Consider the following 25756-nt stretch of genomic DNA (forward strand, 5'->3'; position numbering starts at 1 on the left):
AATGATCAGCCCACCAGCTTCCAACCGGAGGCCCACAGTTGCTGGACCGCACGAGCGCACAGTTCGCGGCGAAGTTCGACTGGCCGGGCGCCGGGACGGCCCAGCGCGGCGGCGCTGATCCACTGCGGCCCTGCCTGCGCCGACAGACGGGGACGTCCATGGCGATCCGCGCGCAGCAGGGCCAGCCGCCAGGCGGCGGTCAAGCCACGGTTCTGCGCCTCATCGGCCAGCACGCCGATCCAGTCGTCACCCTGGATGCGATGGGCGGCCTTGAGCAGGTCCAGATCGGTGGGGGCGTGATGGAACTCGGCAACCGGTTCACCCCACGAATCCCGCAGCACGCGAGCGGTGGGTTGAGCGCCAGCCGCGGGGCGGGCAGAGCGGCGGCGGGCCAGGAGGGCGTCGAATTGAGCGAGGCGAGCAGACATGAAAAAACTCCGAGAGCCCACAGACATCACCGGCGTTTGCCGGCCCGGGGGCATCATCGGAGCCGCAACGCTTTAGCCGTACTTGTTGACCGCCCGCAAGTAGTTGGTAAATCGGCGGTGGACGCTGGCGCGGGAAGCGCGAGGTCCGGGGATGATTTTAAGCACATCTGGCGGCCGCGTGCACGGGCGGGTGGCGAAGCTTGTGATGCAGATCATGTTCCGGCTTGCCGACGGGGCCTCCACAGTCGCGTACAATCGGTCCCTGACGGGCCTCCTCGCATGGAAGCACGGCCAACCGGGTCAGATGGGGAACCAAGCAGCCCTAACTGTTGTGACCAGTGCCGGGGGTAAGGCTCGTCACCTTATTCAAGCAAGAAACCGCCTTCGGGCGGTTTTTTCGTTTCAGGCCTTTGGCCGCTCAATGTCTTCATGCTCGGCCTTCGCGGGCGAACGTCTGCCCCCCCACGAACGCAGCCCAGCGTTCATGACGTCCCCGGTTGCCGCGATCTGACACCCCCGATATGCTGACTGCCGAATGGCACCCGGAATCAGCCGCCGTCACTGCATCGCTGCAATCTCCAGCGCCTGGCTGCAGATGCCGGCCCCAGCGCTTGCGCAACCGCAGGCGGCTTCGGCCCGCGTCGTGTCTCCAGCAAGCAGACCCGCGCTGCTGCGATTTACTTTCTCTCGCAAGCAAGACGATCCCCGCACCCAGTGGCTGATCAAGGTCTACACCGAAGTGCTGGACACCCTCGGCATCGGTTTTGCGTTTGTGGATGCACCACCGGCGCGCGGACTCATCCTGGTCAACACGGGCGAAGCGGACGGCGAATTGGGGCGCACCTGGGGATACGGCTCGCTGCATGACAGTCTGATTCGCGTCCCGACGCCCAACAATGATGTGGAATTCGTGGCCTACGTGCTGGAGGACCGAATCGCGGCCGGCTTCCCCGGCTGGCCCGCCATTCGGGACCAACGCTGGCACTGCGAATATCGGCGAGGCGTTGATGAAGCGGCCAGCCTGCTCCACCATCAACTCGATCCGACCCTGGTGTCCGCAGTGGGCAACATTGAATCAGGACTTCGCCGACTTCAGTTGCGACGCACCGACCTGTATCTGGACGTGGGCGAAGCGGTTGAAGACTTCCTGGCGTTCGGCGACGGCCGGGAACGGGTGCTGCCGGGCCCGGTCATTCGACGGCTTCAAGCCGTTCAGACCACCACCGGCCATGCGTACCTGCATCGCCGGCATGCGTCTCTGGTGCCGGACATCTCCGACACCTTGCTGACGTTGAAAAAGCGGGGCCTCGTGGCGCGGTACCGCGAGGACGCCATGCGCCAGTATCTGCAGTCGCGGCAAAGGCGCATGGAGTGATGGCGACTGCTGCACGCGGTCCGACGCTTGATAGGGGTGCGCGTGCCCATGCCGCCGCCCCTACGCCGGCTGCTGCTTGATCTGCTGAATCCGCCGGGATGATTCCAGCGCGTAGCGGCGGCAGTGATCCAGATACGCTCGTTCATGGACACCCACCAGATCGACCACGCTGTTCCAGAGCCAAGAGGGGGCCTCCAGCGATTTGCCGAGGTTCTTGCTCAGCTCCCCCGCCCAGGCACGTTTGTCAGCCGCGCTCATCTGCCGGGCATGGGCGACGCCCACCACATGGGCCAGGTACCGCGCCACCTGCCGAGCTTCGTCGGCGGTGATGTGATTCAGCTCCAGCTTCATGTCCTCAGGCAGCAGTTCCCGGACGAACACCGAGCGATCCCACAGCCGTCCCGCCACCATGCGCTCACCCAGGTGCGGTGAGAGGTGTCTGGCCCCTTCCACCACACGCTGTGCGTACTCATGCGGCATCTCGGCCGACTGATAGCGCGGCGCCGCCGCCCGGGCCGCTTCCTTGATGTCCACGAGGCAGAGGTCTCGGCCCAGAACGGCCCGTCCACCCACGTCCAGCATCGCAGCAAATCGCAGTTTGCCCAGGGAACTGCACCCCTTTTTCCAGTACGCCACATCGAGCAGTTCCACCGGTGCATCGTCGGATCGGCGGGACAGGCTCGTCGCAATGCGCTGCAGATCTTCCTGCTCGAGCAATTGCCCGATGGCGCTCTTCTCCGCTTTCGTCACCGGCCAGAACCTGGCACCCATTGGAAAGTGCACCGTCTTGCCCTGCACCCGCTCCTCTGCAAGATGCCGCCAGGTGCGCCGGCTCGCCTGCTTCAGGGCAATGTGCACCGCCTCGGGACGGGGAGGCCTGGCCGCCCTCGGCTGGAACGCCCGGCGATATCCCACCATGAGCTGCTCCATCATCAGCGCCGTCGTCACCCCGGGCAGATCGGAGCTTCGCACCGCCATGGCGAGTGAGAGCCCCAGCCGGACCAGGTCGTGCGCCGGATTCCCGATGACTGTCTGGTCGAAGTCGCGGATCTGGATCGCCACCTCGCCCTCTGCATTCGCCACCGGCCCAAGATTGCCGATGTGGCAGTCGCCGCAGATCCAGACGGCCGGCCCCTGCGGCAGTACGCTGCGCTCATTGGCGTCCAGCCACTCATAAAATCTGGCGGTGCTGCCCCGGACGTAGGCATGCGCGGACCGTGCCATCTTCATGCCACGCGCCGTATTGAGTTCGGCCTGGCGGCGGGCAGGTGCGACCGTTTTGCGCCTGACGGGCGATCGAGCAGCGCCCTTTGGTTTTCGGTTTCTTTGCTGCGCTGGCATGAGAGCCCTCTGGATGTGGAACGCGCCATGGGGCAAGCCCTGTGCCACGCGCTCCCCGCTCGCCATTTACCGTCATCAGTCTGGCTTAGCAGGCCGCTGATTCAGCCACTGGCCCAGCGCCACGGCAGCCACAGCGGCTAGCATCGCCACCGCCGCGCCGAGCAGCGCAACGCTCCCCACGCCCCAGGACGACAGACTGGCGCCGCCGAGAATGGCGCCGAGCGCAATGCCGCCATTGGCTGCCGACACGTTGATCGTGCCGGCCAATGCCTGTGACTGTGGCGCTGATTTCATCACCCGAATCTGGCAGATCGGATAAAGCGCGGTGTTGGCGATGCCCCAAAGGCCCAGTGCGAATGCCAGTGCCACCGGTGTGGCGGCCAGCCATGCGGTCGCCAGCATGCCGGCCGCAAGCATCAGGCTGAACACCGCAGTCGTGCGCAAGGGCTGGCGGTCGACCCAGCGGCCCCCGAGCCAATTTCCAGCCAGGCCCACGGCACCGAATCCCATCAGCCACCAGCCGACCTGCGCGGCGGGCACCTGCGCGACTCGTTCCAGGAACTCAGCGAGATAGGTGTAGCCGGTGAACATGGCCGTGAATACGGTCACCGACAGCAGCACGTTGGCAACGAACGCCGGATCGCGAAGGATGCGCGCCTGCGTCCGCAAGCGGACCGGAGCGGTGGCCGCGGTGGTCGGCATGAACAGCTGCAGCAGTACCGCGACGAGCACCGCCAGCAGCGACAAGGCCCAGAAGGCGCCCCGCCACCCCAGCGCATCAGCGGCCACCGTGCCCAGCGGAATGCCCAGCAGCATCGCGGCAGAGATGCCCAGGTAGACCGTTGAGACGGCGCGACCGGCTCGCTCGGGACCCGCGAGCTGTGCGGCCGTCTCGCTGGCGGTGCCCCAGAACACCGGCAGTGCCAAGGCTGGCACCATGCGGGCAACGGCCAGCACCCAGATGTTGGGCGCGACCGCTGCGACGGCATTGGACGCTGCAAAAAGAGCCAGCACCGACAGGAACAACCGCTTGCGCTCGAGGTGCGACAGCCAGGCCGTCAGGGGCGGCCCCGCCAGCATGACAACGAGGGCGAACAGTGTCACCAGTTGCCCTGCCGTCGCCACCGACACCGACAGGTCCCTGGCCAGCGCCGGCAGCAGGCCGACCATGAGGAACTCCGTGGTGACGATCACGAATGCGGCCACTGCAAGGATGACAGTGGTTGTGGAGGGGGTGGCAGCGGGCGCTTGGGCGCGTGGCGTGCGCCCTGCGGCGGGAAGAGAGGACATGGTGCGCAGAGAGGCTGAAGGGCCTCACAGCTTATTGATTCCTTCGCTTCCGATATGCGATCTATCTTCCACCGACTACATCCCTCTCTTCCACAATCGAGACTTGAAGCCGGGTGGCGAGGTGGGCCAGCAGAGCGTCCACCTTGGGGAGCAGTTGCCGGCTGCGCTGCCACAACAGGTAGAGCGGCACACCGTCCACGGCGAATGAGGGCAGCAGCTGCACCAGCGCGCCGGTCTCCAGTTGCTCCTGCACCAGCCAAGTGGCCACCTGCCCGACACCGAACCCTTCGCCAATGGCCTGGACCCACGACTCTGCACTGCCGACTTCCAGGCGGGCCACCGGATGCAGATGCTCGACGGGAGCGTCGCCGCGCTGGATCAGCCAGGGACTGGGCGTGCCGTTGGGGCGCCGGTAGAGCACCGCATCGACCCGGTCCAGCGCGTTCAGGTCATCCGGGATGGATCCCACGCGCTGGAGGTAAGCCGGGGCGCAGCAGAAAATTCGACGCTCGCGCCCCAGATACCGATGACCGATGGACGCGGGCCACGCGTCCGCACCGCCAAGCCGGACCGCTACATCGATGCCCTCCTCCACCAGGTCGGTGAAGCGATCGGTGAAGCTGATCTGCGGCTGCACACCCGGAAACGCCTTGAGGAATTCGAAGAGGACCGGCATCACATGCATGCGCCCATAGGTGGCGGGAAGATCAATGCGCAATTTGCCCACGGGCATGGAATGCTCCGCCTTGAGCACATGTTCGGCTTCTTCCAGCTCGCTGAGCACGCCCTGGCAGGTCCGGTAGAAGGCCTGCCCGGCATCGGTCAGATCCATCCGGCGCGTGGTGCGTTCAAACAGGCGCACGCCCAGCCGAGCCTCCAGTCTCGCAATGGACTTTCCCACCGCCGAATTGGTCAGGTTCAATCGCTCTGCTGCGGCGGTAAAGCTGCCCGCATCCACCGCTGTGACGAAAACGTCGATGCCTTTGAGGCGTTCCGAGGAATGCATGAATCGTGGAATCGTGAAATGAGCGCCGAGTGATGTCGGCGATCGTATCCGCGTTCATTTCACGCGCTGCGTCTGTGCAGGGGGATGCAGATTCACCGTCCAGTCGCGCACCGTCACCGACCAGGTCGGTGGCTGCGCCAGGCTCAGGCCTGCGGCCTGATAGGCGCCCTCCGAATCGGCTTCATCCGGCTCGCTGGCGATGGCCACGGGCTGCAGCCGGCGCAGCGTCTCGCCGTCATTGAAGTAGCCCTTCCACACGGGTTTGGTCAGCGCCCCCGATCCCCAGAACAGGGTGGACGTCCAGGGGCCGATCACCAGCTGACCGTTCCATCGCCCCTCTGCGGCCAGTCGCTGCTGCGTGTCCCGGATGACGTAGGTGCGGCGCTCCATGGCCTTTGCATAGTCGCGCATGTCCAGGCCCAGCACCACCACCAGCGCCGCGATCACCCCATGCCGCCAGGACAAGGTCGCATGGCGTGCCGCCCGGTCCGGACCGCGCTCCACCCAGTGCCACGCGGCCAACAGACCACAAGCGCCAAGCAGGCCAAGCGCCATGACCAGCGACAGTACATACCGGCTGGGCAAATAGCTCAAGGTGAGCTTGTGCAGTTCGATCAGCACCCAGGCGGTGGGCGGACCGATCAAGGCCGCCCACTGCCGCTGCTGCTCGGGATGGATTCTCACAGCCCGCCTCGCAACAGCCGCTGCCACAAGCCCCACCACGACCAGCAGCCACACGCCCCACAGGCGCCGATCCATCAGCAGCTCCCGCGTATTCGCCGCGATGCTGTGCATCACCTGGGTGATCGAGGACGAGCCGCGCGAGCTCTGCGAGCCCAGCACAAAACTCATCAGCGCGCGGTTCGGCACATACCAGGCGGCCGCAAAAACGCCAGCCATGACCGCTGCAGCGGCCCCCGAGCCCGTCACGTCCATCAGGGCACTTCGCCAGGTTTTTCGCCAGGCGCCCGCATTCAACAGCCAGGCGACCCCGAAGGCCAACGGCGGAATGACGGCGGCATAAACGAACTGCACCTTCATTCCATAGGCCACGAAGATCAGCAGCGCGGAGACGCCCCAGGTCCAGCGTCCGGCGCCGCACAATCGCTGATGCACCGCCGACAGGGCAGCGAGGATCAGAAAGGACGCCGTCACCTCCACCAGCGCCAGATGCGCGTAATGGAAGGGGTAATACGACAGCGCCAGGACCGGCAGCCCGAGCAGCACGGCGCGCGACAAGAGCGCACGTCCGCTCGCCACCCACGCCAGGATCAGCGTACTCAGGCCCAGCATCGTCAGACGCATGACCGTCATCGAATCGCCGATGCCTCCGAGCACCCCATAGGCCAGCAAGGCATACAGCGGCTCCTTGATGACCCCGTCCGACTCCGTCAGGTCCAGCGTGCCGGTCTGCAGCGCATTACGCACCTGCGCGGTGTAGAGGCCTTCGTCGGTCCAGGGGCCGCGACTGAAGCCCAGACTGGCGTCTGCATCCGCCAGCACAAACGGCACATGCGCCGCCACGACCACCATCCACACGGCCAGCGCCACCCACCCTCGCCAGCCGCCCTGTCTTTCAACAGAGCGGCCCTCCTGCCGTCCAGCTTGATTCATGCCACCCCCGTCAGCTGCGGGGCCCGTTCAACTGCTTATGGCCCCAGGTTGATCTTGATGATCCTGTTGTTGCTGTTGTTCGGCACATTGTCTTTGTCTCCGCCATTGGTGGTGGAGAGCCACAGGTTGCCGTCAATGGCGGGCTCCACCGTGCGAATGCGTCCGTAGGTGCCGCGGAACAGGTCCTGCGTATTGGTCAGGCTGTCACCGCTGATCTCATGACGGTAGACGCGCTCCCCCCGCTGGCAGGCCACATACAGGGCCTGGCGAATGATGGCGATGCCGCTGCAGGACCCCTCGGCCACCGGATAGGTGCGCTTGGGCGCAATGAAGCCGGCCGTGGCACAGCCGGTGCCGCTGCGCGACAAGGTGCCCTCGCAGATCGGCCATCCATAGTTGCCACCCTTCTGGATGAGGTTGGTTTCATCCATGGTGCTGTCGCCGAATTCCTGCTCCCACAGCCGCCCCTGCGCATCAAAGGCCAGGCCCTGCGGATTGCGGTGGCCATAGCTCCACACCAGATTGCCAAACGGGTTGTCGGCCGGCGTGCTACCATCCAGATTCATCCGCAGCACCTTGCCGCTCAAATGGCTGGTGTTCTGCGCAAAGTCGCCATTCTGGGCATCACCCGTGGCAATGTAGAGCTTGCCGTCCGGCCCATAACGCAAACGGCCGCCATTGTGGAACTTGTTGCGCGCAATGCCGCTGAGCAGCACCTGCAGGGACGACAGATCCAGCGTGCCATTCACATACTTCACCCGCACAACGCGATTGTCATTGGGTGTCGTGTACATGATGTAGAGCCAGGCGTCCGAGGTCGGGAATCCCGGCGCTGCCGCCAGCCCCATGACCCCGCCTTCACCGTCGGTGCCGGCGGCATTGGGCATCGCGCCAATGGACGTCTTCACGCCGGTGGTCGGATTCAGGCGGACCACGTCCCGCACATCGCGTCGCGTATACAGCAGTTGTCCGTCCGGCAATGCCAGCATGCCCCAGGGCAGATCGGTCTCGGTCGCCACCTGCGTCACCGAGCAGACTGCACTGCTGCAGCTGCCGCCGGTGGTCACACTCACCTCGGGCGCCCGGGCGGAGGCGTTGTTCTGCGCATCCCGCGCCGTCACCGTATACCGGTAGCTGGTGTTGGCGGTCAGCGCATTCTCGGTATAGGTGAGCGCGGCCGTGGATCCGATCTTGGTCCCATTGCGATACACGTCATAGGCCACCACGCCCACATTGTCCGTGGCGGCATTCCACTTGAGCGCGACCGACGTGCCCGTGGCCGTGGCCATCAGTCCACCCGGCACCGTCGGTGCCTGGGTGTCCGAGGAGCATTGCGGCACCGTCACCGGCAGCGTGGCGCTGGCCTGCGACACATTGCCCGCCGCGTCACGCGCATTCACATACAGCCCCCAGTTCGCGCCGGGATTGAGCGTCAGGCTCGTGGCCAGCGTATTGCCGGTCACCGTCGTCATCAGCTGGCCGTCGTGATAGACGTCATAAAAGGCGACGCCGATGTTGTCGGTGGCGGCGGTCCATGAGAGTGTGGCCGAGCGGCATTGCAGATTGGACAGCACCAGGCGCGACGGCGCAGTCGGGGCCACCGTGTCGATCACCACGCCGTCATTGCGGACCCACACCTGATTCGGCGTCGCCCGGCAGGTGTAGAGAATCACCGGTGTCTTTGCTGCCGTCAGACCCTTGTAGACATCCAGGCACAGACCGGACTGACGACCGGTGATGGTTCCGTTGTTGTTGTAGGTCCACTTCTGATTGTTCTGGCCATTGCAGGTGTAAGCCACCACGGCCGTGCCGGGTGCGGTGCCCTGCCCTTCGGCGTCCAGACACCGGGTGCCATTCATCACGCGGATCTCTCCGGCCGCCGTGAATTCAAAGGTCTGATTGGAGGCGCCGTGGCAGTCGTAAATGATCATCGGCGCGCCAGGCTCGGCACTGCTGCCACCGGACACATCCAGGCAGCGGCTGCTGGCCTGGCCCACCAGGGTGGTGGTGGCGGCGTGCGCCGGTGCGGGTCCGGCGAGCACCGTCATCAGGACCATCGCGCCGAACCAACTCAGGAACGAGGACAAGGAACGACCGGCATGCATGGCTGTGTCTCCTGCGTGTGCGTCCCGGTCGTCGTTGCGGCGGCCGTGGTGGTCGCAATGTAGCGCCGGCAATGGCAAGCGGTATCGGCTGACACCGGAAGAAGGGGCGATGCAATGTGCGCTGGCTCGCATTGGAACGCCAGGCGAATGGAATCGAGCGGCGCAGGCCGTCGCCAAAGACGACAATCCGCCCACCATGCCTCCGACGCCCGCCACCCTCTCACCCGCCTCTGCAACCTTCCCATCCGCCCAGGCCGCGCGCAATCCCGCCGCCCTGCTGCAGACCGAGCGCCTGAAGCTGGAAGCCTCTCATCCGCTGATGGCCGCTGCCGTCAGTGATTTCCATCAGCGCAATGGGGACCACTTCGCGGCCTGGGAGCCGCCGCGGTCGCCGGACTTCCTCACGGTCCCGGCCACGCAAGCACGCCTCGCGGCGGAAGTGACGGCCTTCGCCAGCGGCCAGATGTGGCGCTACTGGATGAGCCGGCAGGACGCGCCGGACGCCGTCATCGGTCAACTCCAGGTGTCGATGGTGTCCCGCGGAGTCGCGCAGAACGCGTGGCTGGGCTACAACCTCGACGCCCGGCAGCAGGGCCGCGGCTACATGCAGGAAGCCCTGGTCTGCCTGATGGAAGAACTCTTCAGTCCCCGGGTCTGGCTGCACCGCATTCAGGTGGCGGTGCGTCCGGACAATGCGCCCAGCCTGCGGGTCATGGCACGCATGGGATTCCAGGAAGAAGGGCTGTGCCGGGACTATCTGTTCATCAACGGCGCCTGGCGAGATCACAAGATCTTTGCACGGGTGAACCCGGACTGGCCGCGCGACCAGCCGCCCGCGCTCTGACCCTGTCCCCGGGCATGCCTCGAATGGGGAAGTGACGTCCCCGGGGGCCGCGGCGAAGATGCACGACCATCCCACGGGACCGCTGCTTCCCCTCCACAGGTCGTTGCCTTGAGTGCTCTTTTTTATCGAACGACCTGGCTTTGGCTGGTGGCCGCCCTGTGCCTCATTGGAATGCCTGCCGCCGCCCTGGACCGGCAACGCAGCTTCGATCAATGGCACCACACCCGCTGGACCGCCTCCGACGGCGCCCCGACCGGCATCCGCAAGATCAGCCAGACGGCCGATGGCTGGCTCTGGCTGGGCAGCACCTCGGGCCTCTATCGCTTCGACGGCGTCCGCTTTGAGCGATTCACGCCCGATGAAGACCCGGACTTCGGCGCCCGTCCGGTCAGCACCCTGGCCGCCGGACCGCAGGGTGGCCTCTGGGTGGGCCTGCTGGACGGGGGCATCGCCCGCATTGACCCCGCTGGCAGGCTGACCGTCTATCCCCTGCCCGCCGATCTGCCCTCCTTCCAGACCAGCCGCCTTGCCCTGACGGCGGGCGGCCAGGCCTGGGCGATGGTGTCAGACCGGTTGCTGGTGTTTGAAGGCGGCACCTGGCGTCATCCCGACGCCTATTTCCATGCCCCCGCCACGGCACCCACCGCCTTGCATACCGATGCCAACGGCGCCCTCTGGGTGGCGTCTGACGACCGGTGGTTCCAGCTCGACCCGGAACGGCAGCAGTTCGTGGAGAAGGTCCGCGGGCTGTCCGCCGGGCGGGCCATTCGCATTGTGAGTGGCAGCAGCTGGGTGGTCACTGCGGACGGCCTGTTTCCGCTGCCGGGCAGTGAGCAGCGCGGCGGCAGCCCGGCGCGTCAGGCCGACTCCTCCGCCATCTGGGTCGATGCCCAGGCCAACCTGTGGAGCGCCTACTGCCCCGCCGGCCTGTGCCGCACGCGCCTGCCGGTCGGCTGGTCTGACGCCAGGACGCCCCTCCCGCTGCCGCCGGTGACCGACGCCTGGACCCGCCGGGACGGCCTGACCAGCGACATCGGCATGACGGTGCTCGAAGACCGGGACGGCCATCTGTGGGTCGCCACGCAGACCGGCCTGGACCGCTTCCGCGACACCGCGCTGGCCCGCCTCACCCCTTCCAGCGCGGCCACCAACTTCCTGCTCCAGCCCTACCGGCAGGTGGAGGGCGACGGTCAGTGGCGCCAGCACCTGCTGCTGTCCGCCGTGGATGCCACCCATGGCAGCCTGCTGTGGCGCTGGAACGAGCAGCAGGGTTTCAGCCCGATTCACTGGCCCCGGGATGGGGGTCGCATCCGTGCACTGCATCGGGACGGCGAAGGCCGCGAATGGGTCGGCAGCACCACCGGTCTCTGGCAGCTGGACAAGGGCCAGCCGCGTCCCATCGCGCCACCGGCATCCGCCCTGGAGGCGCCTTACTGTCCGCAACTGCAGAGCAGCCGACAGGGCCTCTGGGTGCTGTTCTCGTCGATCGGTCTGCAGCTTTGGCGGGATGGCGCCTGGCGCGCGAGCCCCTTCCCCGGCCTCGAGAACGAACGCCCAACCGCCTTTGCCCTGGAAGGGGATAGCGCCGTGTGGACCGGCTACGCCACCAACCGGGTGATGCGCACCGATGCGCAAGGGTCCCGGCGCTACGACGCGGGCGACGGACTGACGGTGGGCGCCGTGAACTACGTTCACAGCGGCCGTCACGTGCTGGTGGGTGGCGATCGGGGACTGCAGGTGCTGATCCAGGGCCGCTTCCATAGTCTGCGCTCCACCCAGCCGGAAGCACTGCGTGGTGTCACCGGCGCGGTCGAGACGGCCGAGGGAGACCTGTGGCTCAACGGACAGAAGGGCGCGGTGCGGGTGCCGGCAGCGGCGCTGACCCGGCTTGCCGTCGATCCGGACACCACGCTGGACCTGCAGGTGCTGGATGTCAATGACGGCTATCCGGCGGCCGCCATGGCCCTGGGCCCGCAATCGAGCGCGGCCGCCAGCGGTCGGCAGCGGCTGTGGTTCGCCGGGCTGGAAGGCATCGCGACCCTCGACCTGGATCACCTGCCGCCACAGGCGACCGGACCGCAGGTCTTGTGGCTCGGCGTCGCGGCGGACCAGCACTGGACTCACGCCCAAGACCACGTACCGCTGCCGGCCGGCACCCAGACCGTCTCGGTGCGATTCACCGCGCTGGAACTGGGTGTACCGGAGCAGGTGCGATTCGAAGCGCGGCTGCAGGGCGTGGATGCCGATTGGCGTCCGCTCGGCACGCAGCGGGAGCTGTCCTACAGCCATCTGTCTCCGGGCCGGCATCAGCTGGAAGTGCGGGCGATGCGAGGCGACGGCCCCGCTTCCACGCCCGCCACCCTCACCTTCACCCTGAGGCCCACGCTGATGCAGACGGTGTGGATGCGGGCGGTGCTCTTGCTCGGCCTCCTGATGCTGATGGCCCTGGTGCTGCGCTGGCGTCTGGGCGTTCAGGCGCGGCGCTCGCACGAGCAGTTGCGCATCCGCATGGATGAGCGGGCCCAGATTGCGCAGCAGCTGAACGACACCCTGCTGCAGGGCCTGCATGGCCTGACGCTGCATTTTCAGAAGGTGGCGAACCGCATGGGTCCGAAGGATCCCAATCGACCGCTGATGGAAACGGCCTTGAACCGCGCCGATGAACTGATCCTGCGAGGGCGGGAACAGGTCACCGAATTGCGGGATGACCTGCGGCGGCAACATCTGGATGTGGCGGTGGCCTGGTCACACCAGGGGGAGCGACGGGCGGCGGCGCAATACCGCCAGTTCCTGATGGAGGTGGAGGGAACGCCGAGAGCCTTGCGGGTGGGTGCCGAGGAGGCGTTGCAGGCGATCGGGCAGCAGGCGCTGAATGAAGTCTTTGACGCCAGCACCGGTCCGTCGGCCGTCCGGGCTTGCCTGCAGTGGCGGTGGTGGGGTCTGCGGTGGACGGTGAGCGCTGACGGCGTGACGCCGGACTGGTCGCCCCCCGCGAACACCCGGCCGGACTGGCAGGCCCTGCTGGCGCCGCTCGCGGCCCATGTGCGCATGCGCCAGCGCGGCGGGTGGCAGTTAACGGTATGCGTGCCGGCGCTGCGGCTGTACGAGCATCCTTACTGGCCATGGGCGCTTCCGGGTCAGGGGGGAGGCGTGTCTGCAGATTGACGGGTGGGTGCCGAGGTAGAAGTAGAGGCGGAGGCGGAGGCAGAAGTAGAGGCGGACGCGGAGGTGGAGCCGGTGACCGTGGAAAGCGCCGGGGCACCGGTCGACAGGCTCCTCACGCCGCCCTCGAAGCGCAACGTCAGCAGCGACTCCTTGCCGATCTGGTGGGCGATGACCCGGGCACTCTCGTGGGCTCCTTGCGGCAGCATGTGCTGGAGCGTGGTGCGCGCTCGGTTCATGAATAGGGCCATCTGAGAAACGGTGTTGAATTCATACAGCAGCTCAGGCAGCTGTCCAACGAACTGGTCGCGTCTGAACTGGTCTTCCGCCTTGCCCACCGGACGGACCACCAGCGCTGCTTGACACAACAGGGCCCGCCCTGCCCGGGTAGCACCGAACGGGCCAAAGTGCAAGCGCGCATGGGCCAGGCTGATGCCCTGCGCCTCGATGTCGCTTTGGCCGCTGCCCTCCCCGCGCTCGGACCCGTGCCAGCGGAACACATCCGCGGCGATGACATCCCGCTGCGGCGCACCCGGGTCCAGCAACTGCCGCCCGGCCGGCTGCAGACGCCGGCCGTGCAGGCAGAAACGAAGCATGGTTTCTGGATTGCAGTCCGGCCAGCGCCGAAAGATCTCCAGACACAAAGCGGCGAGAACAGGTGCGCCCTTGATCATCTCCGCCAGAAGCGTGCGAGTCTCCTTCACGCTCCACTCCGGCACTCCGCAGGAATTCGGAATGAGCGCTCTCAGATGCGCATCAGGCCCGGTGAGGGTGAAGCTCCGGCCCGTGCCAGGCAGGTGTTGCACAAGAACGCGGTCGGAGTTCCGGTCAAACTGGATATTCGTTTGCCGCGTGGTCATATCGAACGGCGAGAGGCTCAGCAACTGTTGATTGCTTAACCAAATCTTCAGCCGTCCTATGAGGAATGGGTGTCCCTCAGGCAGACGCGCCAGCAACTGGGGCGCCACCCGATCCAGGGCTTCGGTCCACCCGCCATCCCGTACCAGGTCGGCCAGCGCATTCACGCGGCATTCGTGAATCGGCGCGAGCGTGTAGGCGGGCACACGCCCCGGCGTCACCTGCTCGGCCGCGGAGAGCGCGCGCGCGACGATGGGCCTGGAGCTCGATGCCTGCCTGGGGTGGGGAGCAGAGCCAAACAGCGCCTGCGGAGACAGCAGCGACCGATGCAACTGCCTCCCCGCCGCAAGCGGTCGGGCCGTCAACGCCTGAGCTTGCGCTTCCGCCTGCGCCCGCGCCGGCGGCCCGGGGGGCTCGGCAGCAGGCAGGTAGGCGGCAATGTTCAGACAGTGCCCCGGCTCTGTGCTCAGAAATTGCATCAGCGCGCGCCTCCATGGCATGCCGGCGCGCGTGGTCCCGCGCTCGCTCACCAGACTCTGCCGCTGCTGCAACGCCGGCGGAAGATGCGATTGCGCCATCGCCGCCACCACGTCAAAGACGTCCAGTGGCGGCGTCGCAAACCGGTTGCCGGGCGGCAGATGGGCCGGAAGGCTCGACTGTCCCGGCCGCAGATCATGAAGCAAAGCCGCTTGCAGTTCCTCCTGCCGTTCAGTGCCTGCCGGCGCCACCAGCAGAAAGGGGGGACGATCCATCGGGCCCGCCTCGGACCGTTGGCCCCCCTCGCACCACACCAGCGTCGGTACGCTCCCCCAGTGACGCAGCCCGTCCAGGGCATGAGACAGTAGGGTCAGGAGGCCTCGCGCCTCGTCGGGCTCAAAGGTATGAGCAGGATCGTTCAGCGCCATGACCAGGCGACGACGCGCTTCCGAATCCGCGGGGAAGGCGAGGACGGCCGACGGGGCCTGCGGCCCAGCCGCAGGATCGGTGAATACCGGACAGGCGGTCGGGTTTACATACATGATGCGGAACTTCCGGCCAAGGGTGAGGATGCTGCGTCCGGGGGAAGCACCAGCAGGTCCTCCTTGGCGCGTTCTTTGCAAAACTTGTCCACCGCGGCCTTCAACTCCTCAGAGAGAAACGCGTGGTAGGTCCTATGCGCGACCGCCAGGTGGTGCACCACGCGCCCGATGGCCTGATAGGCATACCGCAGCGTGGGCAGCTGTTCCTCCAACAGCGCCTTGGCCTCGTCCTGGATACCCGTGACGGGGGGCTGCTTCATCATCTTCAGCCAGTCACTGCCCTCCGGGGTGGGGCGCATGGGGCCGGCAAACCGATGCGCATCCAGAATGCTGATACCTTCCGAACGCAGGGACTCGGGCGTCCGCTGCCGGGCGCTCCTCCAGCGGCTGTACCAGCGGTTCAAATCGTCGATCACCACGTCGCGCTGGGCGCTTCCGGAGTCAAGCAGTTGCTCCCCTGCGATCGTCAGGGTCTTGCCAACGAGGCACAAGCGCTGCAGCACTTCCTGATCACCGGGGATGTTCCTCTTGAACAATGCCAGCCCGACACGGACCAGCAAGGGATTGCATGCGATGAGGTTGGCCAGTACCTCCCGCACGGCCGGCATCATCTCAGGGCTGAGCGCCTTGGAGCCGCTGAACAGCAGTCGGAGGAAGGCATCAGGCGCCGGCATCGCGCTCACCGGGTCCTTGTCCCGGAACAGGCGCACCAGTCTGCCGCCATCCTCCCTGAAGATCTTGAGGTTGCTGGCCGCGCCCTTCGGCGGTCCATACACCGTGACACGGTTTTGGTGAAACACCTCCAGATGGTGTTTGTGCAGCAGGTGTCCCACCGGCAATCGCGTCACCAGGCTGGGTACCACGTGCTCCAGCGCCGCGCACCAGCCGCCTTCCCGCAAGATGCGAATCGCCTCCCCCACGTCGTCCACCGGGAGCGCGGGCTCGCGAGGCAGCAGCGCCAGTTTCGGCTGTTTGGCCGGAGACGGCCCATCGCCCAGCCAGGGTCTGAACAGGGAACGCATCTCGCGAACGCCGGGATGCGGCGGCGTCGGGACGGTCGGACGCGTGAGCACGGGCGTCTGCCACCGACGCCCGGCCGGGCTCTGCAGGCAGTCCACCAGCATTCGCCGCAGTTCCATGCCGTTCACCTCGCATCCATGCACCCGCACCTGGGTGCGCGCGCTCCAGTGATCGCTGGCGGCCTGCGCCAACGCGTCGAAAGGGTCGCCGGGCTGAGGTGTGAAACTGTCCCTGGGTCGCTGTGCGGGGCGCGCCGATGTCGCCGGATGAGCCGCCTCCCACTGGGCTTGCAAACCGGTTTGGCGTTTCCCTTCCTTCGCCAGCACGGCAGGTCCCAGACGCAGCACCCACTCGGTGCAACTGTCGGTGTGGCCGGGCAGCGTTTCCCGGCCGGAAGCGTCCCACCGCAGCTGCACCCCGGCCGGCCAACCTGGCCAGCGGGCAAGGATCGGTGCCACCCACTCGCACAGCGCCTCGTGGTGCTCCGGGGGAAAGCGGTAACGCTCGTCCGCGAGCAGCGATAGAAATCCCGCAGTGTCCGCGTGCGGCGATGCCGCCGGGGCGTTTGAAGCCGATGCGACCGCTTCGGAGGACGCAGGTTCGAGCGCTTGCGAAGTGTCCGGACGCAGGTCCGTGTAGGGAGACAGAGGCGTTTGGATCATCAGACAGCGGCGCCCATCAGGGCTGCAAGGTTCGAACAAACGGAGACATGGGCGGCACCGCCAGTTGTTCCGCAGCCCTCGCGGTGGCGGCAAACTGGTTGGCTGCCATCTGCTCCTCCAGCCGAATGGACAGCATGGCCGGTAACTGCCGCCGGTTCCCGCCCAGATAAGTCATCAGCTGTGGGGTCGTCCGGTAGGCATAGAGCAGTTCGGCAAAACGCTCGTTCAACAGTTGCGACTCGTGCGGCTGGCTGGGAAATGTGGTCATGCCGGCGTCCCCCTCCCGCAGAAGCTGCCGGCCTTTGGCCGTCGGACGTTCAGGCGTGGCATGGAGGTGCGCGTCAATCACGCTGATGCCCTCGGCGGCAATGACGTTGGGTCTGCGCGCCAGGGCGCTCTCCAAGGGTCGAAACCATCGCATGAGGTCGGACACGCGCACCGGGCGCTGGGGAAGCGCCGGGTCCATCACCTGCTGTCCAGCGACCGTGAGCGCTCGATTGACCATGCACAGACGCATGAGCAGTTCCTGATCCAGGGGCCAACCTCGCTCGCAAAGCGCCAGACGCAATCTCATCGCCTCGGGATTCAATGCGATGACATCCGCCAACTCCTTTCGAATGGCCGCCAGGCTCAAGGGCGCAGTGGTGGAGAAGCGGCTGCGGATCAGCTCCAGGAACGCATCCGGGGTGAAGCTTTTTTGCTGGGGCTGCTGATGGGTGCAGTAATGCAGGTAGCTCCCGTCCATCTGTTGGCGGATGAAGTAGCGGGTGGCGGCGGGCATCAGGGTGCCGTAATCGGTGCTGCCATCCGCGTGGTGGACGCGCAAGGCGTCGACATGCATCAAATGATTCGGCGGCAGCCGCACCACCACGCTGGACACCAGATGCGACAGGGCCTCGGTCCAACCACCTTCCCGCAGCGTCCGGATGGCCGCCAGGAGCGGGTCCGCCGGCGGCCGCAGCGGGGCGGCCCGCAGGAGCGCCCCGGCTGCGGCGGCGCGGTCGTTCACCGCCTCTGCCACCGCCGCCTCCACCTCTTCGCGGCTCACCGTCCTCAGGTCGCGCCAGGGGGTCACGGCGACGGTCTGCCCCGGTGGTTGCACGGGCTGTGAGGGTGGCAAGGACAGCCACCGCAAGGCCCCCGGTGGCGCCACCTGAAGAGGCACCAGTGGCTGCACCAGTCGCGGCACGTGTGGCTGCATCGGTGGCTGCATCAGTGGCTGCAACTGTTGAGTCGCCTGTTGAGGCGCCGGTTCCGGACCCTGCTGAGGGAGGCTGCGGGCCTGCGGCGTGGAGGCACCGGTGAGGACGGGAACGGGGTGGCGGCTGCCCTCGGGTGTCTGCAGCCAGTCCGCGAGCTCCCTGCGCAGCGGCATGCCATCGTTCTCAGCGGCGTAAGTCCGGGCGGCGGTGAAGGTGAGCCAGTATTCCTTCGTTGAACGGGCCGCGGCATCAAAAATGTCGTCGGGCGCCCGGATGAAGCGCTCCGGCAGCAGACGGGGCGCCCGCTCGCCCTGGACAACATCCCACCGCACAAACAAGCCTTCCGCGGGCATGCCGACCTGGGGACTGACGCCTTCCCGCACCCGCAGTATTCCTTGCCCAGGCCGGGCCGAACGGTCTGCGCCGGACGTGGACGGTTCTTCCCATTGCACGGTGCAGCCCAGCGGCCACTTCTTGCATCGGGTCAGCACCGTCGGCAGCCATTGGCAGATCGTCTTGTTGTCCTCCCCGCTGAAGCGGTGCCGCGGGTTGCAGAGCTGGTGGAGGAAGGCATCGCGGTCTGCCGGGCCAGCCGGGGGCGGCTGAAGTGTTGCTGGAGGCGGATCGACCTGCGCCTGCGCCGTGGCGCTGCCCGTGGGACAGCCAGAAACCGGGTACATGACAAGCCTCCGCAACAACGCTCTGACATTGATGTCCCTATGTCGTCCGCCCCCGCCTTCGGGTTCAAGCCTCCCCGGAAGGTCGGGGCACCCCCGATCGGGGAAGTGACTTGTGGCCGGTGAACATCGACCATCCGTGCCGTCCTCCTGGCTTGCGCCGTCCCTCCCCCAATCTCCATGAGCTGCCATCGTTTTGGTCCCTTTCTGCTTCTGGCTTCACGCCGCCAGCTCTTCGAGGGCTCGCGACAGGTGAAGCTGGGCGCGCGCGCGCTCGATCTGCTGATCGTGCTGGTCGAGCGGGCCGGCGAAGTGGTCAGCAAGCAGGAGCTGATGGCGCTGGTCTGGCCCCAGGAAGTGGTGGAGGACAACACCCTGCGGGTGCACATGGCCGCCCTGCGCAAGGCCCTGGGACGCACACACGGCAAGGCGCGTGAGGGGCATGGAGCGCGGGAGGCGCGGGAGCCCCGGGAGGTCCAGGAGACGCAGGCAGCCCAGGAAGTCCGGGAAGCCCGGGACCCGCAACACGCACAACCGGCAGGCGACGCAGAGGTCCGCTACATCGCCAACATTGCCGGTCGGGGATACAGCCTGGTGGTACCGGTGATGCCCATGGCGCCCCCTCCACTGGACGATCCGAACACCGCCCCGGCGCCGCTGGACGAAGGCTTTCCCCTTCCAGTCCTGAACGCTGCTGCAAGGCCTGATGCCGCCGTCCCGCCGCCGCCCCGTCCCGGTGCGATGCCACCGACCGACCTGCCCGGCTGGCGCGCACTTTGCGCGCTCACCGAGCAGGAGGGGTTCATTCCTGCGCCGCTTCCTCCCGGCTTTCAGCAGTTGCCGCGCCCCAGCAGTCCACTGCTCGGCCGCGACGTGACTGTGGAGGCGCTCGACCGGCAACTCGCACGTTACGGTTTCGTGACCCTGGTCGGCCCGGGCGGCATCGGCAAGACCAGTGTCGCGCTGGCCACCGCCCGCCAGCTGCATCCTCGTTACCGCGAGGGGGTGTGGTTCGTCGACCTGGCCACCCTCGCCGCGCAGGCCAGTCCCACGGACGTGGCCTTCGCCGTGGCACGTGCGCTGGATCTGGAACCCGGCATCGAAGGGCTGTTCGACCGGCTCCGGGCCGGTCTGGCCGCGCGCTCGGCCGGAGAACGGCGCCTGCTCATCCTCGACAACTGCGAACATGTGGTGCGTGCGGTCACCGCGCTGGTGGAGAGCCTGCTGGTCACCCTTCCAGGGCTCCATCTGCTGCTGACCAGCCGCGAGCCGCTGCGCGCCGTGGGGGAGCAGGTGTACCTGCTGCCCAGTCTGCCACTGCCCGGCGGTCCGGTGCCCTCGATGGCCGAGGCGCTGCACTATCCTGCCGTTCAGCTGTTTGTGCAGCGGGCCCAGGCCGCTGACCAGACCTTCGACCCCTCCGATGCGGATGCCGGCTGGATCACCCACATCTGCCATGGGCTCGATGGCGTGCCGCTGGCCATTGAACATGCCGCAGCCATGGTGCGGACATTCGGACTGAAAGCCCTGGCCGCCAGCCTGGACGATCGATTCCTGCTGCTGTGCGGCGCGCATCGCAACGCCATTTCGCGCCACCAGAACCTGCAGGCCCTGCTGCGCTGGGGTTATGACCTCCTGAGTGAGCCGGAACGACACATGCTGCGCTGGCTGTCGGTGGTGCGCGGGCCCATTCCCTTGAGCGACATCCTCAGCTTCGTGGCCCCCATCTCCATGGACCGGGCGACGGTGCTGGAAGTGGTGCACAGCCTGGTGCACAAAAGCTGGCTGTTCCCTCGGGCGGGAGATCAGCCCAGCTACCGCATGCATGCAATGGCGCGCAGCTTTGCCCATCAGATGCTGATGGCGGAGCAGCAGCAGAGCGGGCCGACGCGCCTCGTGCCGTCACCGATACCGCTGCATCACACCGCTCTGCGGGGCGCGGCGCCCTCGCACATCGGCCTGCCGTCACGACTGAACGACTGACTCACCTGGCGCCACTGGCCTCGACGCCAGGTCGTCCCGTGTCACCCGCGGCTGATGGCGGTCTCTCAGGGCTTTTGGAGGGTCGTCCCTTGCAAGCCCGGTGGCAGGTTCACCTGCTCGGCTGCGGCAGCTTCGGCGCAGAAACGCTTGGCACGCTCCCTCAGCGCTGCAGGGAACAGGGACGCCAAGTGCCTGTGTGAAGTGCAGAGGTGCTCCTCGAGCCTGCAAAAGGACTGGCAGGCGTAAGTGAGCTCCGGCAGCTTCTGTTCCAACAATTGCACACCTCCGTACGACTCCCTCCGCAGAAATGCGACAGGAGCCCCCATCAGCACATTGCCCGCCCGGGTCGGTCGCAGCGGTGAGGCCAGACGATAGGCGTCCACCACGCTGATACCCGCAGCCGCAATGGCGGTCTCCGTTCGGTCAAGGGCAGACGATCCTTGCTCGAACCATCGCCACAGGTCATCCGCCGTGACCGCCCGTTGGGGACGTTCGGGATGCATCAGTTGGTCTCCGGCCAGTGTCAGCTCTCCATGGATCAGGCACATTCGCAACAGCATCTCCTGATCGCAGGGGTAGCGGCGATCGGCCAGAGCCAGGCGCAGGTCCATCAAGGTTCGATTGCAGGCCATGATGGCCGCCAGCTCTTCCCGGACACCGGGCATGCGGCGATTCAACGCGCCGCACGGAATATCCAGGGCCGCCTCCAGGAAACTGTCCGGTTCTGCCGGGTAGGTCATCGAGCGCCGTTTCCATCCATCGAAGGACACCGTTCCGTCGGGCTGTCTGGACAGGTAGATCCTGTTGCCGGAGGGATGAGCCCAACCGTATTGGCCGCATGGCCCCGTGTAGTCCACCACCAGAGCATGGGTGGCGCACCGGTAGGAGCGCGGCAGCCGGGTCAGCAGCGTTGGGACCAGATGGTCGAGCGCGTCGCACCAGCCGCCGGACCGCAGTGTGTGGATCACCTGGTCCAGCGGAGTGTCGGCAGGGCCGGGGTGCCGGACAGGCGAGAGGGTTCGGGGCCTGATCGCCAGGGCCGCCGGCAGATCCTGACGGATGAACGTAGCCAGCTCGGCGATCAGCGCTTCGTCGACCGGTTCCAGCACCGGCGTCGTCGGTCGCGGGCCTTCGCACCGTCGGCCCGCGGGCGTCTGTAGCCAGTCCGCGACTTCCTGCCGCAGGCGCATGCCCGTGAGCCCGCCTGGTGAGGGCGGCGCACCCGGCAGCGAAGCGGCGCGCTGGTGCAAAGCCAGCGCCAGTGCGTCGAAGAGATCGCCGGGCGGAGCGGTAAAACCGGCAGGCAGCACCGGGTCCGCACGCCCCGGAACGCCAGCGCCTTCCCCGGACCACTCTCCAGCCAGTCCCAGGACCCACGGGCCATCCACCTCCCTGGCCACGTGGGGGCCCACGCGCAGCACCGCCTGTCCCGCCGCCAGGGGTCTGTGTGACGCTCCAGAACCCTCTGGATCCGCCGCATCCTCCCACACCAGTGCCGCGCCCCTCGGCCAGCTGCGGCATTCCGGCAGCACGGCGGGCAACCAGTCGCACAGCGCGCGATGCTCATGACTCGGGAACCGGTAACGTTCATCCAGCAGCCGGGCCACCAGCTCGGTGGAGATGTCGCCCCGGGGGGATGCCGTCTCGCAAATGTCTGACACCGCCTCGCTGCCGCACTCAATGGCGGGTCCACGCGAGAAGGACGCCAGAAGGTCAGAAGATGGATACATGGTGTCTTCTCACGGCCAGTTCAGGGCCGACCCCTGCCCGCTCGGTGGCATGTTCAACCGATCGGCCGCAGCGGCTGCTGCGCAGAAACGCCTTGCGTACTCAAGCCGCTCCGCCGGGACCAGCGTCTTCAAGGCTTTGTCACCGATCCGCAAGTAGGTCAGCAGCGGCCGCATCGCCCGCCAGGCGTAGAGCAGTTCCGGGATCCTCTGGCTCAGCAGCTCCGGCGCGTCTTGCTGATGCCAGTATCGGTAACGATCATGGGGCATGGCGATCAACGCAGTGCCGGCGGCGGTCGGTCGCATCGGCGAAGCCAGACGATAGGAGTCCACCACGCTGATGCCTTCCGCCGCAACGGCCGCCGCGTCCCGCGCATGGGCGGACCTCGTGGGCTCGAACCATCGCTGCAGGTCGTCGGCCGTCGCGGCCCGCTGGGGACGTTCGGGATGGAGCAGCTGTTCACCGGCCAGCGTCAGCGCTCCACCCACCAGGCACATCCGCAAGAGCACCTCGTGATCGCAGGGGTAGGCACGCTCGGCCAGTGCCAGGCGCACATCGAGCAGCGTGCGATTCCGGTCCATGATGGACGCCAGCTCGTCCCGCACGCCGGGCAGGTACTGATTCAACCTTCCCACCGGCAGACCCAGTGCCCCTTCCAAAAAGCTGTCCGGTCCTGGCGGGTGGATCGTCGCCTTGTTGCTCCATACCCTGGAGGTCAGACATCCATCCGACCATCTACACAGCCGCGTCTTGCTGTTGCCGGGCCAACCGTAATCGACTTTTTGTCCTGCGTGCGTCACAGCCAAACCAGGCGAATGACACCTGTGCGAGGACGGCAGCCGCACCAGCACCGTCGGGACCAGATGATCGAGCAGGTCGCACCAGCCGCCGGACCGCAGCGTGTGGAGCACCCGGTCCAGCGGGTGGTCTGCAGGGCCGGGCCGCCAAAACGGCGCGAGAGTGCAGGCCATCGTTGCATTGCCCGCCGACAACTCCTCTCGAATGAAAGTGGTCAGCTCGGCCAACAGTGTTTCGTCACCCGATTCCATGGAGGCCGTGGTCAGCCTCGGACCCTCGCACTGCCGGCCCGCCGGCGTTTGCAGCCAGTCGGCCAGTTCCTGCCGCAGGCGCATGCCTGTGCATCGGCCTGCGTGGCGGACCGCACCCGGCAGCGAAGCGGCTCGCTGGTTCAATGCCAGCGCCAGTGCGTCGAAGAGATCGCCCGGTGGAGCGGTGCACCTCGCAGGCAGCGCCGTGTCCGGCCGCGCGGCGGCAGCAGCGTCGCTCTGGCACCACTGCCCGGCCAGTCCGACGACCCACGAGCCGTCCTCGACCTGGACCAGCTGCGGGGCGAGCCGTAGCACCGTCTGACCCATCGCAACGGGTCGATGTGGAGTGCCAGCGGCCGCCGGATCGGTCGCCTCCTCCCAGGTCAGTGCCGCGCCCGCCGGCCAGCTGCGGCACTGCGGCAGCACGGCGGGCAGCCATTCGCACAGCGTGCGATGGTCGTGGCTCGGAAACCGGTAACGTTCATCCAGAAGCCGGGCCACCAGCTCGGGGTCGATGCAGCCGGTGGGGCGGTGGACCGCCCCAAGGGCCGGCATGGCCGCCCTGCGGTCCCCGGGGGCCATCCCAGCGCCCACGGACGGCTTCGAAGCGAAATGTGGATACATGGCGTCCTCTCAAGGCTGCGCGGAAGTCGGCCTGTGCAGGCTCGGTGGCAGGTTCACCCGCTCTGCCGCTGCCGCTTCAGCCTTGAAGCGCCTGGCGCGTTCATGGACGTGCGCGGGGACACAGGTGCGATAGGTCACTGATGAGATTCGGAGGTACTTCCGGAGCGCGGAAGCCGTCTGGCAGGCGTAGACCAGTTCCGGGAACATTTCCTCCAGCAGCGTCAGCGCTTCATCCTGATGCCATCGCAGATATTGGTCGGGAGGCAGCCCCATCAGCACATTGCCCGCCAAGGTGGGCCGCAGCGGCGACGCGAGACGATAGGCGTCCACCACGCTGATGCCCGCCGCCGCAACGGCCGCCGGGCTCCGCGCATGGACGGATGTTGTGGGTTGGAACCATCGCTCCATATCGCCCACAGTGACCGGTCGCTGAGGGCGTTCGGGATGGAGCAGCTGTTCACCGGCCGGCGTCAGCTGGCCATTGATGAGGCACCTCCGCAACAGCATCTCCTGGTCACACGGATAGTTGCGCTCGGCCAGTGCCAGGCGCAGGTTCATCAGGGTGCGATGCGAGGCCATGATGGTCGCCAGCTCGTCCCGCACGCCCGGCAGCCACTGATGCAGCTCTCCGGGGGGAATGCGAAACGCCGCCTCCAGGAAATTGTCCGGCCCTGGCGCGTAGCTTCTCACGACATTCTGGCTCCAGCCCTTGTGGCTCATGCGTCCGTCGGGATGTCGGGTCAGACGGATGCTTCTGCTGGGGTGCTCAGGCCAACCGTAGTCGATCCTTTCCCCGGTGCAGATGACGCCCAGCGCTGTCCGGGAGCACCGGTGCGAGAACGGCAGCCTCACCAGCAGCGTCGGGACGAGATGGTCGAGCGGGTCGCACCAGCCGCCGGACCGCAGCGTCTGGAGCACCCGGTCCAGCCGGTCGTCCGCAGGGCCAGGCTGCCAGAGGGGCGCGACGATGCGGGCCATCGTGGCATTGCCCGACGCCAACTCCTCATGAACGAAAGTGGCGAGCTCGGCGACCAGCGCCTCGTCCACGGGCTTGAGGGTGGGCGCCGTCAACCGCGGGAGCTCGCACTGTCGGCCCGCCGGCGTCCGGAGCCAATCGGCCAGTTCCTGCCTCAGGGTCATCCCGGTGAGATGGGTACGGTTCGGAGCGCTTGCAAGTGCCACGGTCCGTGTGCTGGACAGGACCGCGGAGCGATGCTCCACAGCCGCCATCAACAGATCAAAGAAGTCGCCCGAGGGTGGGGTGCCCGCCTCCCCCAACGACAGGCCGAAGCTTCCCGCTCCCCCCCAGCGCGCACCGTTCCACGCCGCCATGAGCTCCTGGCCCTGCACGCCGGCAGCAAGGCTTCGTCGCAGGCCCATATGGAGCACAAGGGGGCCGGACGGCAGCAAGCCGGTCGCCGACGCAGCCGAAGCCCCTTGCTCGGTCGGAGGGGCGCCCTCGTCCCAGATCAGCGTCGCCGCCATCGGCCAACTGCGGCAGGCTGTCAGTGCCGAAGGCAGCCATTCACACAAATCCCGATATTGGTGGACGGGGAAGCGGTGACGCTCGTCCAGAAGCAGGCTGATGAAGTCAGGACATGCGTCCCTGACGCCCGTTGCGGGCTGGAGACCGTCGGACGACGGAACAGGGGGCGGGGCAACGCACCACCTCTGCGTCGACACCGTCCTGCCGTCAGCCGCTGCCGCCTCCGACGGTGCATGGGAAGGCGACAAGCCAGGGAAAGGTAAGCTGGATTTCGTATACATCA

General features: G+C 67.0%; 16 protein-coding genes and 1 other RNA gene. 5 read left to right on the forward strand and 12 right to left on the reverse strand.

What is annotated here, in order from left to right; translation table 11 throughout:
- Positions 1 to 5: 5 nt before the first annotated feature.
- Positions 6 to 428, reverse strand: a complete 423-nt coding sequence (locus tag FHS28_RS08650; protein ID WP_184294403.1) for a hypothetical protein — start codon at positions 426 to 428, stop codon at positions 6 to 8.
- Positions 429 to 692: 264 nt separating this feature from the next.
- On the opposite strand from FHS28_RS08650, the gene ffs reads away from it, so the two are divergent.
- Positions 693 to 790, forward strand: an RNA gene (gene ffs, locus FHS28_RS08655) — signal recognition particle sRNA small type.
- Positions 791 to 963: 173 nt separating this feature from the next.
- The gene (locus FHS28_RS08660; RefSeq protein WP_088450385.1) at positions 964 to 1803 is read left to right on the forward strand and encodes a hypothetical protein; all 840 of its coding nucleotides are present in this window, start codon (positions 964 to 966) and stop codon (positions 1801 to 1803) included.
- 60 nt (positions 1804 to 1863) lie between these two features.
- On the opposite strand, the gene FHS28_RS08665 is transcribed toward FHS28_RS08660, so the two are convergent.
- The 5 genes from FHS28_RS08665 to FHS28_RS08685 form a co-directional block, all read right to left on the reverse strand.
- A complete protein-coding gene (locus FHS28_RS08665) occupies positions 1864 to 3144 on the reverse strand; it encodes a DUF2252 family protein (RefSeq protein WP_088450387.1) in 1281 nt (426 codons plus the stop codon).
- A 75-nt stretch (positions 3145 to 3219) separates the two neighbouring features.
- On the reverse strand, positions 3220 to 4434 hold the full coding sequence (locus tag FHS28_RS08670; RefSeq protein WP_088450389.1) for an MFS transporter: 1215 nt from the start codon (positions 4432 to 4434) through the stop codon (positions 3220 to 3222).
- Between the two features lie 61 nt (positions 4435 to 4495).
- Positions 4496 to 5440 (reverse strand): LysR family transcriptional regulator, encoded by a 945-nt coding sequence (locus FHS28_RS08675; RefSeq protein ID WP_088450391.1) that lies wholly within the window; start codon positions 5438 to 5440, stop codon positions 4496 to 4498.
- A gap of 54 nt (positions 5441 to 5494) precedes the next feature.
- Positions 5495 to 6991: a glycosyltransferase family protein gene (locus tag FHS28_RS08680; protein WP_088450394.1), complete on the reverse strand. Its 1497-nt coding sequence runs from the start codon at positions 6989 to 6991 to the stop codon at positions 5495 to 5497.
- A gap of 98 nt (positions 6992 to 7089) precedes the next feature.
- Entirely contained in the window at positions 7090 to 9159 is a 2070-nt protein-coding gene (locus FHS28_RS08685) for a lectin (RefSeq protein ID WP_088450396.1), read from the reverse strand.
- A 196-nt stretch (positions 9160 to 9355) separates the two neighbouring features.
- Between FHS28_RS08685 and FHS28_RS08690 the strand changes: the two genes are divergently transcribed.
- On the forward strand, positions 9356 to 10003 hold the full coding sequence (locus FHS28_RS08690) for a GNAT family N-acetyltransferase (RefSeq protein WP_184294405.1): 648 nt from the start codon (positions 9356 to 9358) through the stop codon (positions 10001 to 10003).
- Positions 10004 to 10174: 171 nt separating this feature from the next.
- Positions 10175 to 13168, forward strand: a complete 2994-nt coding sequence (locus FHS28_RS08695; protein WP_088450398.1) for a sensor histidine kinase — start codon at positions 10175 to 10177, stop codon at positions 13166 to 13168.
- Here FHS28_RS08695 and FHS28_RS08700 read toward each other — a convergent pair.
- The 3 genes from FHS28_RS08700 to FHS28_RS08710 form a co-directional block, all read right to left on the reverse strand.
- Positions 13141 to 14775 (reverse strand): hypothetical protein, encoded by a 1635-nt coding sequence (locus tag FHS28_RS08700; protein WP_184294407.1) that lies wholly within the window; start codon positions 14773 to 14775, stop codon positions 13141 to 13143. The genes FHS28_RS08695 and FHS28_RS08700 overlap by 28 nt on opposite strands.
- A 257-nt stretch (positions 14776 to 15032) precedes the next feature.
- Positions 15033 to 16763, reverse strand: a complete 1731-nt coding sequence (locus tag FHS28_RS08705) for a hypothetical protein (RefSeq protein ID WP_184294409.1) — start codon at positions 16761 to 16763, stop codon at positions 15033 to 15035.
- Positions 16741 to 18606, reverse strand: coding sequence for a hypothetical protein (locus tag FHS28_RS08710; RefSeq protein WP_088450404.1), 1866 nt, complete (start codon positions 18604 to 18606; stop codon positions 16741 to 16743). The genes FHS28_RS08705 and FHS28_RS08710 overlap by 23 nt, the downstream gene beginning before the upstream one ends.
- A gap of 177 nt (positions 18607 to 18783) precedes the next feature.
- On the opposite strand from FHS28_RS08710, the gene FHS28_RS08715 reads away from it, so the two are divergent.
- On the forward strand, positions 18784 to 20586 hold the full coding sequence (locus tag FHS28_RS08715; RefSeq protein WP_088450406.1) for an ATP-binding protein: 1803 nt from the start codon (positions 18784 to 18786) through the stop codon (positions 20584 to 20586).
- Positions 20587 to 20651: 65 nt separating this feature from the next.
- Here FHS28_RS08715 and FHS28_RS08720 read toward each other — a convergent pair whose 3' ends face one another.
- The 3 genes from FHS28_RS08720 to FHS28_RS08730 all read right to left on the reverse strand — a co-directional run bounded on the left by FHS28_RS08720 (position 20652) and on the right by FHS28_RS08730 (position 25472).
- Entirely contained in the window at positions 20652 to 21896 is a 1245-nt protein-coding gene (locus FHS28_RS08720) for a hypothetical protein (protein WP_184294411.1), read from the reverse strand.
- A 429-nt stretch (positions 21897 to 22325) separates the two neighbouring features.
- On the reverse strand, positions 22326 to 23918 hold the full coding sequence (locus tag FHS28_RS08725; RefSeq protein ID WP_184294413.1) for a hypothetical protein: 1593 nt from the start codon (positions 23916 to 23918) through the stop codon (positions 22326 to 22328).
- A gap of 78 nt (positions 23919 to 23996) precedes the next feature.
- Positions 23997 to 25472 (reverse strand): hypothetical protein, encoded by a 1476-nt coding sequence (locus FHS28_RS08730; RefSeq protein WP_088450412.1) that lies wholly within the window; start codon positions 25470 to 25472, stop codon positions 23997 to 23999.
- Positions 25473 to 25756 lie beyond the last annotated feature (284 nt).

Origin of the sequence: Roseateles terrae (assembly GCF_014192155.1) — a bacterium.
GTDB lineage: Bacteria > Pseudomonadota > Gammaproteobacteria > Burkholderiales > Burkholderiaceae_C > Roseateles > Roseateles terrae.